Origin of the sequence: Lysinibacillus sp. FSL K6-0232 (genome assembly GCF_038008325.1) — a bacterium.
Lineage (GTDB): Bacteria > Bacillota > Bacilli > Bacillales_A > Planococcaceae > Lysinibacillus.
In genome coordinates this window covers 789,000-803,941 of the sequence record NZ_JBBOYW010000001.1, presented here as the reverse complement: position 1 = coordinate 803,941, position 14,942 = coordinate 789,000, and the positions used below count along the sequence as shown (strand labels likewise).

The following is a 14,942-nucleotide window of genomic DNA, read 5'->3' as shown; positions in this document are numbered from 1 at the left end:
AATTTTTTGCAATTATACATTACATTGAGAAAAAACGCTGACGAAGAGTAGTACATATACTAAAACGTTTAGAGAGTCTGTGGTTGCTGCAAACAGATCGTGGAGGTATATGGAATGGACTTCCGAGTTAGCTTTGTGAACGTATCACACTATTAGCAAAGCTCGTTCCTTCACGTTACGAAGCAAAGTGGCCAATTGAGGCAAGCTGGGTGGTACCGCGGATACAAACATCATTCGTCCCTTTATTAGAAAAAATCTAATAAGGACGCATGATGTTTTTTTATGGAATCGATAAGGAGGAAATTTTTATGACAACTATTTTTTCGGGCGTACAGCCAACAGGGATCGTTACTTTAGGGAACTACTTAGGAGCCTTTAAACAATTCCCTGCACTACAGGATGAAGGCAATGCTATTTATTGTATCGTTGATCAGCATGCGATCACAGTTGCACAGGAGCCAAAGGAATTGCGTGACAATATTCGAAAGCTAGCGGCTACATATATTGCTACGGGTATTGACCCTCAAAAATCAACACTATTTATTCAATCAGAGGTTCCAGCACATGCACAAGCAAGCTGGATGCTACAATGTGTTGCATCTATCGGTGAGCTTGAACGTATGACGCAATTTAAAGATAAATCACATGGCAAGGAGAGCGTATCTGCTGCCCTGTTAACATATCCACCATTAATGGCAGCGGATATTTTACTGTACAATACCAATATCGTTCCTGTTGGTGATGATCAAAAACAGCATATTGAGCTAACACGCGACCTTGCAGAGCGCTTTAATAAACGTTATGGCGATGTTTTTACAATTCCAGAAATTCAATTGCCAAAAGCGGGTGCTCGCATTAAATCTTTACAAGAGCCAACGAAAAAAATGAGCAAATCTGATCCAAATACAAAAGCAACCATTAAATTATTAGATACAGCAAAGGACATCGAGAAAAAGATTAAATCAGCGGTTACAGATTCTGATGGTATTGTGGCATTTGATGTGGATAATAAACCAGGTGTATCGAACTTATTAACAATTGAATCAGCCATTTCAGGAGTTGCAATTGAAGACCTTGTGAAAAAATATGAAGGCATTGGCTATGGCGGCTTTAAGCAGGGCGTAGCAGCAGCGGTTATTGAGCATCTAGCGCCTATCCAAGAGAAATTCTACAATTTAGTAGAATCCTCTGAACTAGATATTATCTTAGATGAGGGTGCTGAAAAAGCAAATGCTATTGCTAGCGCCACATTAAAGCGTATGGAGGAAGGTATGGGTCTTGGTCGCGCACGTCGCTAAATTATAGCTTGTCTGCTGAGCGATCAAAACCAATATCCAAAACAACAGCACATAATATAATACAGGCGCCGATTGCCATATAAAACTCTGTTGTTTGAAGCATAAATTTAAATACAACTTTCCAAGAATAGCCAAGGGTACGGTAATTCAAATACAGTATCAGATTTCCTAGTGAGAGGATCATTAAGCCATAGCTTACTAAAAATATAAAAAGACGAAACAAAGTAGCGGCATCCTTTCTATTTCTTCTTACTTATCATGTATTCACAAAACTATAAAAAAAGACGTCAGCCATGAAAATTAGCTGACGTTTTTTAATGTAGATATTCTACTTATGCTTCATATTTTTTAAATAAAAGGCTAGCATTATGGCCACCAAAGCCTAGTGAATTACTCATTGCGTATTGAATCTCCGCTGTGCGTGCTTCATTTGGTACATAATCTAAATCACAATCAGGATCTGGCTCTGTTAGATTAATTGTTGGTGGTAATATACCTTCTTTTAATGCAAGGGCTGTGAAAATCGCTTCTATGCCACCCGCTGCTCCTAGTAAATGACCTGTCATTGATTTTGTAGAGCTCATTGCAAGCTTATAGGCATGTTCACCAAACACTGTTTTAACTGCTTGTGTTTCAAATAAATCATTGTACGGTGTACTTGTACCATGCGCATTGATATAGTCAATTTGTGCTGGCTCTACATCGCCATCTGTTAAGGCTTGTAGCATCGCACGTGCTGCACCCTCACCCTCTGGAGCTGGAGCCGTAATATGGTGGGCATCTCCAGTTGCACCATAGCCTAACACTTCCGCATAAATTTTAGCACCACGAGCTTTAGCATGTTCATATTCCTCTAAAATAACAATGCCTGCACCTTCCCCAATAATAAAGCCATCGCGGTTTTTATCAAATGGACGGCATGCCGTTTGTGGGTCTTGATTTAAGGATAAAGCTGTATTGGCACAGAAGCCTGCTACAGCCATTGTTACGATTGGTGATTCAGCTCCACCTGAAATCATGACATCTGCATCGCCACGTTCAATTACTTTAAAGGCATCGCCAATTGAGTTTGTGCCTGAAGCACATGCCGTTACAGAGCATGAATTAATGCCCTTTGCGCCAAAATGAATCGACACTTGACCTGAAGCCATATCAGGAATCATCATTGGAATAAAGAATGGGCTAACACGTCTTGCACCGCGCTCTTGGAATGTTAAAAACTGCTGTTCATAGGTTTCCATACCACCGATACCAGAGCCAATCCAAACGCCTGCACGTGGTGCTAGCTCCTCATCAATCGTTAGCTGTGCATCCTCCATTGCCATAATCGAAGCGGCTAGTGCGTATTGTGTAAAGCGATCCATTTTACGTGCTTCTTTACGATCAACATATTGCTCAATATTAAAATCCTTTACTTCTGCCGCAATTTTCGCTGCGAAAAGGTCTTTATTTAAACGTGTGAGCTCACCAACGCCAGATTTCCCAGCTTTAATGTTAGCCCATGTTTCGTCAATATTATTTCCTAGTGGTGTCACTGCGCCAATTCCTGTTATTACTACTCGTCGTTTACTCATTGTCTTACTCCCCTCAAGCATTTTTCGTTATTATTTTCCCCATCTCATGGCAACGGCCCCCCATGTTAAGCCGCCACCAAAACCAACAAGGACTAATAAATCATCCTCTTTAATTTTACCTGCTTCAAGCTCATCTACCAAGGAAATACCAATAGAAGCTGCTGAAGTATTACCGTATTTATGAATCGTTTTTGACATTTTTTCTGGTGGTAGCTCCAAACGCTCACGAGCGGACTCCATAATACGTATGTTTGCCTGATGCGGCACTAAAAAATCAACATCTTCTTTTGATAAGCCTGCTTTTTCTAAAACATTTACAGCAGATTCTCCCATTTGACGTACAGCAAACTTAAATACTTCACGCCCATTCATCGCAATTGTATCTTGTTGTGTTAAATAAAGGTTTTTACCGCCTGTTCCATCTGCACCAAGCTCAAAAGATAAAATACCTCTGCCTTCAGATACAGGCCCAACAATTGCTGCACTTGCGCCATCACCGAATAATACAGCCGTATTACGGTCATTCCAATCGATAACTTTGGATAATTTTTCAACACCTACTACTAAGACATATTTATAAGCATTTGCTTCCACAAATTGTTTTGCTGTCACTAAGCTATACATAAATCCTGCACATGCTGCTGCTTGATCCATCGCTGCAGCATTTACTGCTCCGATTTGCTCCTGCACCATACATGCTATACTTGGAAAAGTTTGATCCTGCGTTACAGTTGCTACAAGTATTAAACCAATTTCTTCTGGTGTAATGCCCGCTTTTGCAATAGCTTCTTTTGCAGCCGCTACTGCTAAGTCTGAAGTTTCCTGATTATCCGCCGCAAAATGACGCTCTTCAATGCCAGTTCGTGTGCGAATCCATTCATCCGAAGTGTCCATTATTTTTTCTAAATCAAAATTTGTTACGACCTTCTCAGGAACGTATTTACCAATTCCTATTATACCAGCGTTCATCTAGCAACCCCTCAGCTTTCTTACTATCAATTATTAGTAACTGGTCATAATTATAACGCATAGTAAAGCAAGGGTGCAAGATGATTTATGATTATTATGTTTTAGTAAAATTTTTGTAACTGTAAAGGAAACCTTACTATATATTAAGCGATATTCCCCTACTTTTGAGCAAAGTCCTCCTATTTTGAGCAAAGTCCTCCTATTTTGAGCAACGCCTCATAATTGTGACAAATTCATAAAAGGTTCATTTTTTTTCGATTTATGTTATGATATGATAATGAATATGAGTTAAACTTTATAATTGAAAAAAGTTCGTTTGAGGTGAAATTAATGCAATATATCGTAACGTTCATATGGTCATTCCTACTGGTTTCCATGTTAAACTATGTAGTCAGCTCTGTACTTGGTGTACCATTTGATTTTCAAACAGGCGCAATCGTTTCTGTTGTATTCTCCATTCTTATCTTTGTTATTGGAGCAATTATTCCAAACGAGCCTACACCAGAAGCTGCTGACCATCATTAATTCAGCTAGAAAAAACCTGTTCCGCGTTATGCGAAACAGGTTTTTTCTGTTATTTTTCCACCACTACTTTCCCATCATGTAGGGCTATATGCAATGTTTCTCCTGGCAACACCTCACCACGTAGCAGCTCTTTTGCCACAGCAGTTTCAATATGTCGCTGTACAAAGCGTTTTAATGGTCTTGCACCAAATTGAGCATCCGCTCCTTGCTCTACAACCCAGTCAATGACAGCTTGATCAACAGCCAATGTAATGTCCTGCTCTGCCACACGTTGAATTAATTGTTCAACGTATTTCCAAGCAATGGCTGTAAAATGCTGGTCAGATAAGGCATGGAACAAGATAATATCATCCATACGATTTAATAGCTCTGGTTTAAAATGCTGGCGCAGTGCAGCCATTACTAAATCTTCAACTGTTGCATCACCCTCTTTTGCCTCCATTAAATAATTAGAGCCAATATTAGATGTTAAAATCACAACAGTATTAGTAAAGTTCACCATACGCCCTTGGCTATCCGTAATGCGCCCATCATCTAAAATTTGCAATAAAATATTGGCTACATCTGGATGTGCCTTTTCGATTTCATCTAGTAAGACAACAGCATAAGGATTGCGACGCACAGCCTCTGTTAATTGCCCACCTTCTTCATAGCCAATATAGCCGGGAGGTGCACCGACAAGACGAGATACACTATGTTTTTCCATATACTCACTCATATCAATGCGAATAAAATGATCCTCTGAATCAAATAATTGTGCAGCAAGTGCTTTTGCTAGCTCTGTTTTACCAACACCAGTTGGACCTAGGAATAAAAAGCTACCAATTGGACGATGCGGGTCTTTAATGCCTGCTCGTGCGCGCCATACAGCCTCTGTTACTAATTGAACGGCTGTGTCTTGCCCAACTACACGCTCATGCAGTGTATCTTTTAAACGCAATAGCTTTTCACGCTCACCCTCCACTAATTTTGTCACAGGAATGCCTGTCCAACGTGAAACGATTGCAGCAATTTCATCAGCTGTTACTTCTTCACGTAAAATACGTGATTCTGCACCCTTCTCTAATTGCTGCTCCAATGTTTGAATTTCTTTTTCCAATGTTGGAATTTTACCATGTCGTAATTCAGCAGCCTTATTTAAGTCATATTTTCCTTCCGCTTCATCTAAATCGCGACGATATTTATCCAATGTTTCGCGTTTTTTCTGAATATCATGCAGCATTTCTTTCTCTGCTTCCCATTGTTGTCGCATGCCCTCAGAGGACTCTTTTAACATTGTTAATTCCTCACGCAGTTGTTCAAGACGTTTTTTACTTGCCTCATCTTTTTCCTTGCGCAATGCTTGCTCTTCAATTTCAAGCTGCATAATACGACGCGTTACTGCATCTAATTCCTGTGGCATCGAGTCAATTTCTGTACGAATCATGGCACAGGCTTCATCGATTAAATCAATCGCTTTATCTGGTAAAAACCGTTCGGTAATATAACGATTCGATAGCTCTGCCGCAGCTACAATTGCTCTATCATGAATACGAACAGCATGATGCAGTTCAAAGCGCTCCTTTAAGCCACGTAAAATTGACACTGTATCCTCGATAGATGGCTCACGTACAAGCACCTGCTGGAAGCGTCGCTCTAATGCAGGGTCTTTTTCAATATACATACGATATTCATCCAATGTTGTCGCACCAATACAATGTAGCTCACCACGTGCTAGCATTGGCTTTAGCATATTCCCCGCATCCATCGCACCATCTGTTTTCCCAGCCCCTACAATTGTATGGATTTCATCAATAAATAAAATAATGCGCCCCTCTGATTCCTTTACTTCCTTTAAAACACCCTTTAGGCGCTCTTCAAATTGGCCACGATAACTTGCACCCGCAATTAATGCACTCATATCTAGCTCATATAGCACACATTCTTTCAAGCCTTCTGGCACATCGCCCTTCACGATACGCTGTGCTAAACCCTCGACGATCGCTGTTTTCCCAACACCCGGCTCACCAATTAAAACAGGATTATTTTTCGTTTTGCGCGTTAAAATACGAATAACATTACGAATTTCCTCATCACGCCCAATAACAGGGTCCATTTTGCCGTTTTTAATTTCTTCAATTAAATTTCGTCCAAATTGCTCTAACGGTTTTTGATTATCTGTTTGCTGAAATTGCATAGCTAGCACTCCTTCTTCATTATGTTTTACATACCTTCTATACCCATTGCTATTCTTTTAAAAAGTTTGACCTTTTTTGACTAACTTTATTTTACATCAGATAAGCCGTATTCGCAAAGAAATCGCTCAAAAATTTTTACACTTGAAAATGGAAATTTACGTTATAATAATAGTATGTTTCTATGTTTTAATATCGAAATCCACTATCCTTTTGTAATAATAGCCATTTATTACAAAAAGAAAGCGATGTGTTGGAGATATGGTGTTAATGGATAATATGTTTGAAAACATTAAAAGTCTTTTTCAAAAGCATGGTGTTTTTATTAAGATCAATAAAGGAAGCAAAATTTTTCTAGAGGGTGAGCGAGCGCAAGAAATCTATTACATTAAAACAGGTACTATTTCGATTAGTCAGGAAACCGAAAGTGGTAAGGAATTAACTGTTCGTATTTGTGGTCCTGATAGCATTATTGGTGAAGGGTCATTATTTTGTAATCTTGTTTATAATTCCATGACTGCAAAGGTTTTAGAACCTTCTACATTGTATGTACTAAGCCGCCAATCACTGGAGCATCTGCTAGAGGAACAACCTACTTTAATGGTCGCGTATATGAAATGGCTACAAACAGAAAATTTAAAACATCAGAGCCGCTTACGTGATTTATTACTAAATGGGAAAAAAGGTGCTTTATTTTCAACGCTTATCCGCTTTTCCAATACGTATGGTAAGCCTTTAGAAAATGGTTCAATTTTTATTGATTTTCAACTAACCAATACGGAGATTGCCAATTTATGTGCGACAAGCCGTGAAATGATTAACCGTATGCTAAATGATTTAAAAAAACACGATATTATTACTTTTGATAAAGGCTTTATTACAATCCATAATTTACAATTTTTAAAAAATGAAATTGCTTGTGAAAATTGTCCATTACAAATATGCCGTATTGATTAATTCGTTACATGTAAAATCCCTGCTTATCAATGTAAGCAGGGATTTTTTGTGTATTAGCGCACACCTAATGCCATTTTGGCATAGCGTGACATTTTGTCTTTTGACCAAGGCGGATTCCAGACAATATTGACATTTGTGCTTTTTACTTCTGGTAGCTCACCTAATGCTGTATTGACTTGATCGACAATAACGGGTCCAAGCGGGCAGCCCATTGATGTTAATGTCATTGTAACAGTTGCTACCCCCTCCTCGTCTAAATCTACATCATATACTAAACCTAAGTTGACAATATCAATTCCAAGCTCAGGGTCAATTACATTTTCTAATGCACCTAACATGCTATCCTTCATATCTTGATCCATCATTATTTCTCCTTCCATCATAGTGTTAACCTTATCATAGCAGATGCATCCTCTTATGCCAAATGCTGTGCAAGCCATTCTGTTACTGCTAGCATACCATCTCGCGAAACAGCATGTCCTGCTTTATTACTTACCAAAAACTTTAAATCATCAGGGTGTGCTTTATAGTATTCCCGTAATGTTTCATAAAATTTATACGTTTCATCAAAAGGTACAGTTTTATCTAGCTTTCCATGCCAAAACAATACAGGACGCCCCGCAAATTTTTCGGGTGTTAAGCTAACATCATATACTGCCAGCAGCTCATTTGTTTTTTGCACTTCCTCCTCTGACATTGGCCAATTCACACCATTTTTCGTAAATTGCTGCAATTGATACTCCCCTAATTTTATAAAGCTAGGTGCACCCATGCATATTGCAGCCGTTTGAATCCAATCATATAATTTAAGGCAGCCTGAAGTGACAATTCCCCCCATTGAAGTACCAGCAATACCAATTTGATGACTTGCCAATAAATTTTTTTGCTGTAAGTCATTATATAATTGCTCCACTTCATGAATAGAATTTAAAACAATCTCCCAAAACTTTAAATTCATTTGTATTTCTGTTAGGCCTTCGCTGCGGTCACCGTGAAATTTTGCATCTGGTAATAGGACACGCACCCCTTTATGCACTAATTGATACGCATAGTGTAGATTATGTTCTTTTGCACTCATAAAGCCATGTAAAAAAATAACTACTGGGGTTTCTTCATTCATATGCTCTGTATGTATATGCAATAAAGGAATATTGCCCCACACTTCTTTTTCTACAAACATTTTTGTCACTCCCAACTTTTATCTCATCTTTATGGTAACAAACTTTTTTCTACGTGACAAAATTTTGACGAATGCACCGCAAAACGATACTATTCAAACTATAGGAAAGGGGCAACAAGCTATGAAACCGCATTTAATCGTATTAGACCTAGATGGTACATTATTAACAGACCAGCAACAAATTTCAGCGCAAACGAAAAAAACATTATTGCAGGCAAAGGAAAAAGGGCATCAAGTAATGATTGCAACAGGTCGCCCATATCGCGCAAGTGATATTTACTATCACGAGCTTGGGCTCTCAACACCTATTGTCAATTTTAATGGTGCTTATGTTCATCATCCCAAAAATATATCTTGGCAGCATATGCACACACCGATTGACTTAAGTGTTGTACATGATGTTGTAGATTCCATTCATCATTATGAATATGAAAACATTATCGCTGAGGTAAAAGATGATATTTATGTACACACAGAAAATGATCGTATCTTAAATATTTTTAATATGGGAAATCCTAAAATTACACTTGGCGATTTATATACACACCTTCAAGAAAATCCAACAAGCTTGCTCATTCAAGCAAATGAAGCCAATTCAGCGATTATCCGTGATCATTTACAAGCTGTCCATGCAGAGGTGATTGAACACCGTCGCTGGGGTGCACCGCTGCATATTATTGAAATCGTACGTCGTGGCTTAAATAAAGCGGTAGGTATTGCACATGTGGCAAAGGATTTAGGCATTCCACGTGAGCGCATTATCGCATTTGGTGATGAAGATAATGATTTAGAAATGATTGAATATGCTGGACTTGGTGTGGCAATGGGCAATGGTATTTCAAGTCTTAAAAATATTGCAAATGAAATCACTTCAACAAATAATGATGATGGTATTGCAAAAATACTCATGGAGCGCTTGAAATTATCATAGTGAAGTAGTAAGTTCAAGTTAAAGATGTTGAAAACGAGGGGGACAAGAAATGAAAATATTTACAGATAGTGGCTGTGATTTACCAAAGTCCTACTATGAGGAAAATGATGTTGTGCTATTCCCTTTACGAGTGCAATTGAACAACCAAGAATATGAAGATGTTCTTTCCATCGATTCAAAAGAAATTTATGATGCTATACGGCATGGTGCACATCCAAAGACATCACAAGTATCACCAGAGCTTTTTTTACAGCACTTTGAAAGCCTTGCTAAAAACAATGAAGAAGGAATCTATATCGCCTTTTCATCAGAACTCTCAGGCACCTATAGCACCGCTCAAATGATTCGCAAGCAATTGCTGGAGGAATATCCGTCATTAAAGCTAACGATTATCGACTCTAAATGTGCTTCCCTAGGACATGGTCTTGTGGTGGAAGAGGCTGTTCATCTACGCAACGCAGGAGCTACCTTAGAGGAGATGGAGGCAAAAATTACTGCACTTGCCCCTCAGATAGAGCATTTATTTACAGTAGAAGATTTAGACTACCTAGCAAAGGGTGGCCGTTTATCAAAGGCAAGTGCATTTTTAGGCGGACTGCTTAGCATTAAACCTATTCTAAATGTAGAGGATGGCAAGCTTGTACCAATTGAGAAATCACGTGGCCGAAAAAAAGCACTTGCACGTATGTTAGATATTATGCAAGAGCGTGGTGGCAGCTTTACGGATAAAATTATTGGCATTAGCCATAGTGATGATATAGCCTTTGCTAATGAAGTAAAAGCAGCTATTCAGGAACGTTTTTCACCTAAGGCTATTCAAGTTACAATGATTGGTTCTGTTATCGGTTCACATGTAGGGCCAGGCACGATTGCCATCTTCTTTACAAATAAAGACTATCAAGGCTAATGAAAAAGCATGTTAGGCATCATTCTTATACCTAACATGCCTTTTTTATGCATGTGTATCTGTCGCTTGACGACGTACTTTTCCTCGCTTAATAATAATAACGATAAAGCCAATAAAGATTACCCATACTAAGCCAAGTGCAATCATATACGGAATATTAAAGCCACTATCATTACGAACCTGATAAATCTCGACCATTTCTCTGTCTAAAATAACAGGATATACCTCTTTTTCATTTAAACGAACCTTTTCCTCGTGTAAAATCCCGTTTAACATTTTACCTTCGCCAAGTTGTTCAGGTGTTAAATCAACGCGCTGTGTTGCACCTGTATTGTTGACCATAATAACCCATTGCTCTTCATCTGATGTACGTGTAAAAACAAGCAGACCATCTTCATTTGTAATAACCTCAAAATCGCCTTTACGTAAAGTAGCCGATTGATTGCGTAATGATTGAACATTTTTAATATAATCAATCAACTCCGTATCTGTTTTAAAGTTATAGAGCTGGTGTGTATCGGGCTTTGTTTCCCCATTCATAGCAATTTCAGTACCATATTGCACAACAGGAATCCCCGGCAACATAAATAAAGCTCCCATTGCCATTTTTAAACGTGTAGGCGGAAACATATTTTCATTTGCAGAATCAAATGTAAAACGGTGTGTGTCCAATGAATCAATCATAATTTGGACAGGCTTATCCCCTGTAAATGGCTCCATTAGCTTCGATGAATCCATATCAACATTTTTAAAGATATTACGATAAATATCTGCCGTTGCTTGTGAGAAAGCTGCATCAAAATTCGCATCACTTTCTTCATTACTAATGACATAAAGGGATGATTTTGTTTCTTTCAAAGCTGCTATCATTGCATTAATAAACGCTGTGTCAGCCTCAGCAATATTAGTTAAACGTATACCACCAATATTATATGAAGACACAAATTCAGTTGCTGCTTGTATAAGTGCATCTTGCACATCTTTATTCGTTAAATCCCACTGTACTTGTCCATTATTAGTCGAAGCAATCCAGTCAGCCTTTGTTGCATCCTTTACCCATTCATGATTTGGACTAACATTATTAAGCGGAAAATCTACCATCATAGACATATTTTTTGCTTTGTAAGCCTCTACAACACTTTGGAATTCCTCTGATGTCCCAAAATGACGTTCAAGTGTTGTATAGCTTGTTGGCAATGAACCATCATATTTTTCTGTTGAAAAAATAGGGCCAATTGAAACAATGGTATAGCCCATTTCACCGATAAAATTCAATTTATCTTGTAAGCCTGTAAAATCGCCGCCTGCAAATTCTTCAGGGTCTTTCGTATTTGTATCAAAATCGTTTGAGCCTGAACCATTAAAGAAACGGTCAACGAGTAAATCAAAGATACTTTCTTCCGCAATCGATTTTGTTGCTGCTTCATCCGCATAGGCTACTGGTGCTAGACTTATGAATGAAGTTGCTAATAAAAGTGATGCAGCTGTTGCACTTATCCACTTCTTGAATTTCACTATTATTCCCTCTCTTTCAAACCAATCCATCGTCATTTTACCAAATAACACTGGCACGTCGCTATCATTTCAAAAGATTTTCCACAATTGCAAAATGAATTACGGCAAAAAGGTGTCAGTCTAAATATTGCTCTTTTTAACCAAAATAAAAGCCGTGAAGTAAGCAACTCACGACTTTTACTAATTATTATGCTAGGAAATTAAAGTTCATTGGTAATTTAAAACCTAGGAACAGTGTAATAAATAAGAATACTGCAAATAAAATCCAAAAAATCCCTGTTGGTTTATTTTTCTTTTGACGCACTAATACCATTTCCATCATACCAATTACTAAAATACCAAATAAAAATTTCAGACCATACAGCATTGGGTCAGCCGCCTGATATTTGAAAAATAATGCTGCACCTGTGATGATAATTAATACGTAGAATAGACGTAATGCCATATGTAAGCCTTTTGATTGCTTGCCCATAAGCGCTGCAATTAAAAAGATAACAATCGCCACTACCCACGTAGTAATATGCAAATGTGTTTGGCTTGTTAAAAAGCTCATGTTTGTCCCACCTCATTCTTTTTCTATCAAACTCTATCCTACCATGCGGTGGAAAGGGTTTCAAATGTTACAATAGCGTTCACAAAATAGACGAACAAATAGACCAACACTTCCTTTTTTACTTGCTTCGCTCATAATCAGTCAATTTTAATATTACTATATATAAGGTGATTAACTTTTAGACTTACACTCTTTTTCTTCGTTTTCCTGTATACTATTCTTAATAGATATGAAACGGAGAAAAATGATGCGTAAAATTGTCCTAATTCCTGAAGAACAAATTCCTGCTGCTTTAGAAGAATTAAAGCTTGTCATGAAAGAAGAAAACAATCATAAAATGTTCGTTCGCTACCAAGTGATTTATATGTTACTTTCCGGCGAATCGTATGAAAAAATTGTCGACTATACAGGTCTTTCTTTAGCGACGCTGTTCAATTATCGCAAAGCTTATTGTGAAAAAGGGATCGCTGGACTTGGACGTAAAAAACAACCTGGTCGAAAGCGTCATTTAACGGCTGAACAAGAAGCACGAGTCGTCGCGACAATTGTCAACCAAACGCCTAAAGATGCTGGTTTTCCCGTTGAAATGAACTGGACAGCGCCTCTTCTTCGCGATTGGATTGAGCGAACATTTGGTGTGTCTTTTTCTGTACGTGGGACACGTGATTTATTGTACCGTCTTGGTTTAAGTTATACGAAACCAACGTATACATTGGAAAAAGCAGACCCCCTCAAACAAGCAGTTTTCCTTGAAAAATTTGAACAGGCGAAAAAAAACTAATTCATGGTCAAATTGATCGTATTTTATTTGAAGACGAGTCAATGATCCGTGATTACCAAGCGATTTCCAACACGTGGTTTCTTAAAGGTCAACAAAAAATCATTCCAACATATGGCCGACATCAAGGGGTTAAGCTAATTGGTACATTGGATTACGAAACGGGCGATGTATTTTGCGTGCAAGAAGAACAATATACCGCTGTTGAATTCCTAAGTTTTTTAGAAAAAGTCATCGCTCGTTATCCGAATGAACGCATCGTGATGGTATTAGACAATGCGCGCATACACCATGCGAAATTGATTCAACCATTTTTAGAAAAGTATCAAGATTTCTTTGAATTTCTGTTCCTTCCGCCGTACAGTCCCAATTTAAATTTAATCGAAGGACTGTGGAAATGGATGAAGACAACGGTGATCCACAATGTCTTTTACTCAAATGTCGGAAAGATTCAACGTGCTGTCCAAGGCTTTATCCAAATGATTAATCAAACACCTGAAAATACGGTGAATAGGCTGTGCTTGAAACTCTAATTTTCTTTCACCGTATATATATATTAAAATTCTCATATAAAGTTGTCCATATAAAAATCCGCGGAGTATTGTACTCACGCGGATTTATGCTTCTATTCAAAATGATTGACTAATGTACCAATGCCTTGGATAGATACTTTTACTGTATCCCCAGCCTTTAAGAATTGAGGCGGGTTCATGCCTTTACCTACTCCTGCTGGCGTACCTGTTAAAATAACATCGCCTGGCTCTAATGTCACATGTTGAGATAAAATCGATACTAATGTTTCAACAGAGAATATCATATCCTTTGTAGAGCCATTTTGACGTACTTCGTCATTCACCTTTGTTACAACTGTTAAATCTTGTGGATTTGGAATCTCATCCTTCGTCACAAGATATGGTCCAAGAGGGCATGTGCCATCTAGGCTTTTTCCTAGGAAAAATTGTTGATGCTTTTCCTGTAGGTCACGAGCTGTTATATCATTAGCAATTGTATAGCCAAATACATAATCATAGGCTAAGTTTTTTGGAATATTTTTACCACGCTTACCAATAACAACTGCAAGCTCACCCTCATAATCCATTTTTGAGGAAAGCTCAGCATGAATTGATAATGTTTGCTCATCTGCTGCAATAGCAGTTGGTGATTTTGTAAATACCATTAACTCCGTTGGTGCTGCCTCTGCACCCATTTCCTTTGCATGCTCATTGTAGTTTTTACCAACACACATAATATTTTTCGGTGTACGTGGAATTGGTGAAAGCCATTCAATCTCTGTGAATTCATGCTTGAAACTATCAGCGCGATCTGATTTTTCAGCTGCCTCTACTAATTTACGAATCTGTTCAACGAAATCAAAGCCTAAAGCTACGCCATCTACAATTGAACTTGAAAAAGAAGGGAGAACTTGAAGTTCATTTTGAATAGCCAGTACATCCCATACCGCTTCTTCTTTTTTTACTTTTGGTCCAAAGCTTACATGTCCACCTAATTTGAATGATAAAATTTTCATGATTTTAAGAGCTCCTTCTTTTTTCTACATAATACAACAATATGATAGAAATT

At 38.1% G+C, this 14,942-nt stretch carries 15 protein-coding genes and 1 other annotated feature; of the genes, 6 read left to right on the top strand and 9 right to left on the bottom strand.

Annotated features, from left to right (window positions below; translation table 11 throughout):
* Positions 1-28: 28 nt before the first annotated feature.
* Positions 29-245 (top strand) — a binding site (T-box leader).
* Between the two features lie 63 nt (positions 246-308).
* Positions 309-1,298 (top strand): tryptophan--tRNA ligase, encoded by a 990-nt coding sequence (gene trpS, locus MHB42_RS03685; RefSeq protein WP_340804446.1) that lies wholly within the window; start codon positions 309-311, stop codon positions 1,296-1,298.
* Between the two features lies 1 nt (position 1,299).
* On the opposite strand, the gene MHB42_RS03680 is transcribed toward trpS, so the two are convergent.
* The 3 genes from MHB42_RS03680 to MHB42_RS03670 all read right to left on the bottom strand — a co-directional run bounded on the left by MHB42_RS03680 (position 1,300) and on the right by MHB42_RS03670 (position 3,841).
* Entirely contained in the window at positions 1,300-1,521 is a 222-nt protein-coding gene (locus MHB42_RS03680) for a hypothetical protein (RefSeq protein WP_340804445.1), read from the bottom strand.
* A 109-nt stretch (positions 1,522-1,630) separates the two neighbouring features.
* A complete protein-coding gene (gene fabF, locus MHB42_RS03675) occupies positions 1,631-2,872 on the bottom strand; it encodes a beta-ketoacyl-ACP synthase II (RefSeq protein WP_340804444.1) in 1,242 nt (413 codons plus the stop codon).
* Between the two features lie 30 nt (positions 2,873-2,902).
* The gene (locus tag MHB42_RS03670; protein ID WP_340804443.1) at positions 2,903-3,841 is read right to left on the bottom strand and encodes a beta-ketoacyl-ACP synthase III; all 939 of its coding nucleotides are present in this window, start codon (positions 3,839-3,841) and stop codon (positions 2,903-2,905) included.
* Positions 3,842-4,171: 330 nt separating this feature from the next.
* Here MHB42_RS03670 and MHB42_RS03665 point away from each other — a divergent pair, with 330 nt between their 5' ends.
* Positions 4,172-4,366 (top strand): YjzD family protein, encoded by a 195-nt coding sequence (locus tag MHB42_RS03665; protein WP_340804442.1) that lies wholly within the window; start codon positions 4,172-4,174, stop codon positions 4,364-4,366.
* Positions 4,367-4,415: 49 nt separating this feature from the next.
* Here MHB42_RS03665 and MHB42_RS03660 read toward each other — a convergent pair whose 3' ends face one another.
* Positions 4,416-6,542, bottom strand: coding sequence for an ATP-dependent Clp protease ATP-binding subunit (locus tag MHB42_RS03660; RefSeq protein ID WP_340804441.1), 2,127 nt, complete (start codon positions 6,540-6,542; stop codon positions 4,416-4,418).
* 259 nt (positions 6,543-6,801) lie between these two features.
* On the opposite strand from MHB42_RS03660, the gene MHB42_RS03655 reads away from it, so the two are divergent.
* The gene (locus tag MHB42_RS03655; protein WP_340804440.1) at positions 6,802-7,497 is read left to right on the top strand and encodes a Crp/Fnr family transcriptional regulator; all 696 of its coding nucleotides are present in this window, start codon (positions 6,802-6,804) and stop codon (positions 7,495-7,497) included.
* A 53-nt stretch (positions 7,498-7,550) separates the two neighbouring features.
* On the opposite strand, the gene MHB42_RS03650 is transcribed toward MHB42_RS03655, so the two are convergent.
* Both MHB42_RS03650 and MHB42_RS03645 read right to left on the bottom strand, forming a co-directional pair.
* A complete protein-coding gene (locus MHB42_RS03650) occupies positions 7,551-7,859 on the bottom strand; it encodes a metal-sulfur cluster assembly factor (protein WP_340808522.1) in 309 nt (102 codons plus the stop codon).
* 53 nt (positions 7,860-7,912) lie between these two features.
* A complete protein-coding gene (locus MHB42_RS03645) occupies positions 7,913-8,677 on the bottom strand; it encodes a prolyl oligopeptidase family serine peptidase (protein ID WP_340804438.1) in 765 nt (254 codons plus the stop codon).
* A 121-nt stretch (positions 8,678-8,798) separates the two neighbouring features.
* Between MHB42_RS03645 and MHB42_RS03640 the strand changes: the two genes are divergently transcribed.
* Positions 8,799-9,608, top strand: coding sequence for a Cof-type HAD-IIB family hydrolase (locus tag MHB42_RS03640; RefSeq protein WP_340804437.1), 810 nt, complete (start codon positions 8,799-8,801; stop codon positions 9,606-9,608).
* 49 nt (positions 9,609-9,657) lie between these two features.
* Positions 9,658-10,515, top strand: a complete 858-nt coding sequence (locus MHB42_RS03635) for a DegV family protein (protein WP_340804436.1) — start codon at positions 9,658-9,660, stop codon at positions 10,513-10,515.
* Positions 10,516-10,560: 45 nt separating this feature from the next.
* Here MHB42_RS03635 and MHB42_RS03630 read toward each other — a convergent pair whose 3' ends face one another.
* Positions 10,561-12,030, bottom strand: a complete 1,470-nt coding sequence (locus MHB42_RS03630; RefSeq protein WP_340804435.1) for an alpha-amylase family glycosyl hydrolase — start codon at positions 12,028-12,030, stop codon at positions 10,561-10,563.
* 187 nt (positions 12,031-12,217) lie between these two features.
* On the bottom strand, positions 12,218-12,583 hold the full coding sequence (locus tag MHB42_RS03625) for a YisL family protein (protein WP_340804433.1): 366 nt from the start codon (positions 12,581-12,583) through the stop codon (positions 12,218-12,220).
* 247 nt (positions 12,584-12,830) lie between these two features.
* On the opposite strand from MHB42_RS03625, the gene MHB42_RS03620 reads away from it, so the two are divergent.
* Positions 12,831-13,894, top strand: a protein-coding gene (locus MHB42_RS03620) for an IS630 family transposase (protein ID WP_340808510.1) whose coding sequence is annotated in 2 segments (ribosomal slippage) — positions 12,831-13,352 and positions 13,355-13,894 — 1,062 coding nt in all. Because the reading frame shifts where the segments join, the coding sequence is not laid out codon by codon here.
* 92 nt (positions 13,895-13,986) lie between these two features.
* Here the strand turns inward: MHB42_RS03620 and MHB42_RS03615 are convergent.
* The gene (locus tag MHB42_RS03615; RefSeq protein WP_340804432.1) at positions 13,987-14,889 is read right to left on the bottom strand and encodes a fumarylacetoacetate hydrolase family protein; all 903 of its coding nucleotides are present in this window, start codon (positions 14,887-14,889) and stop codon (positions 13,987-13,989) included.
* Between the last annotated feature and the right edge of the window lie 53 nt (positions 14,890-14,942).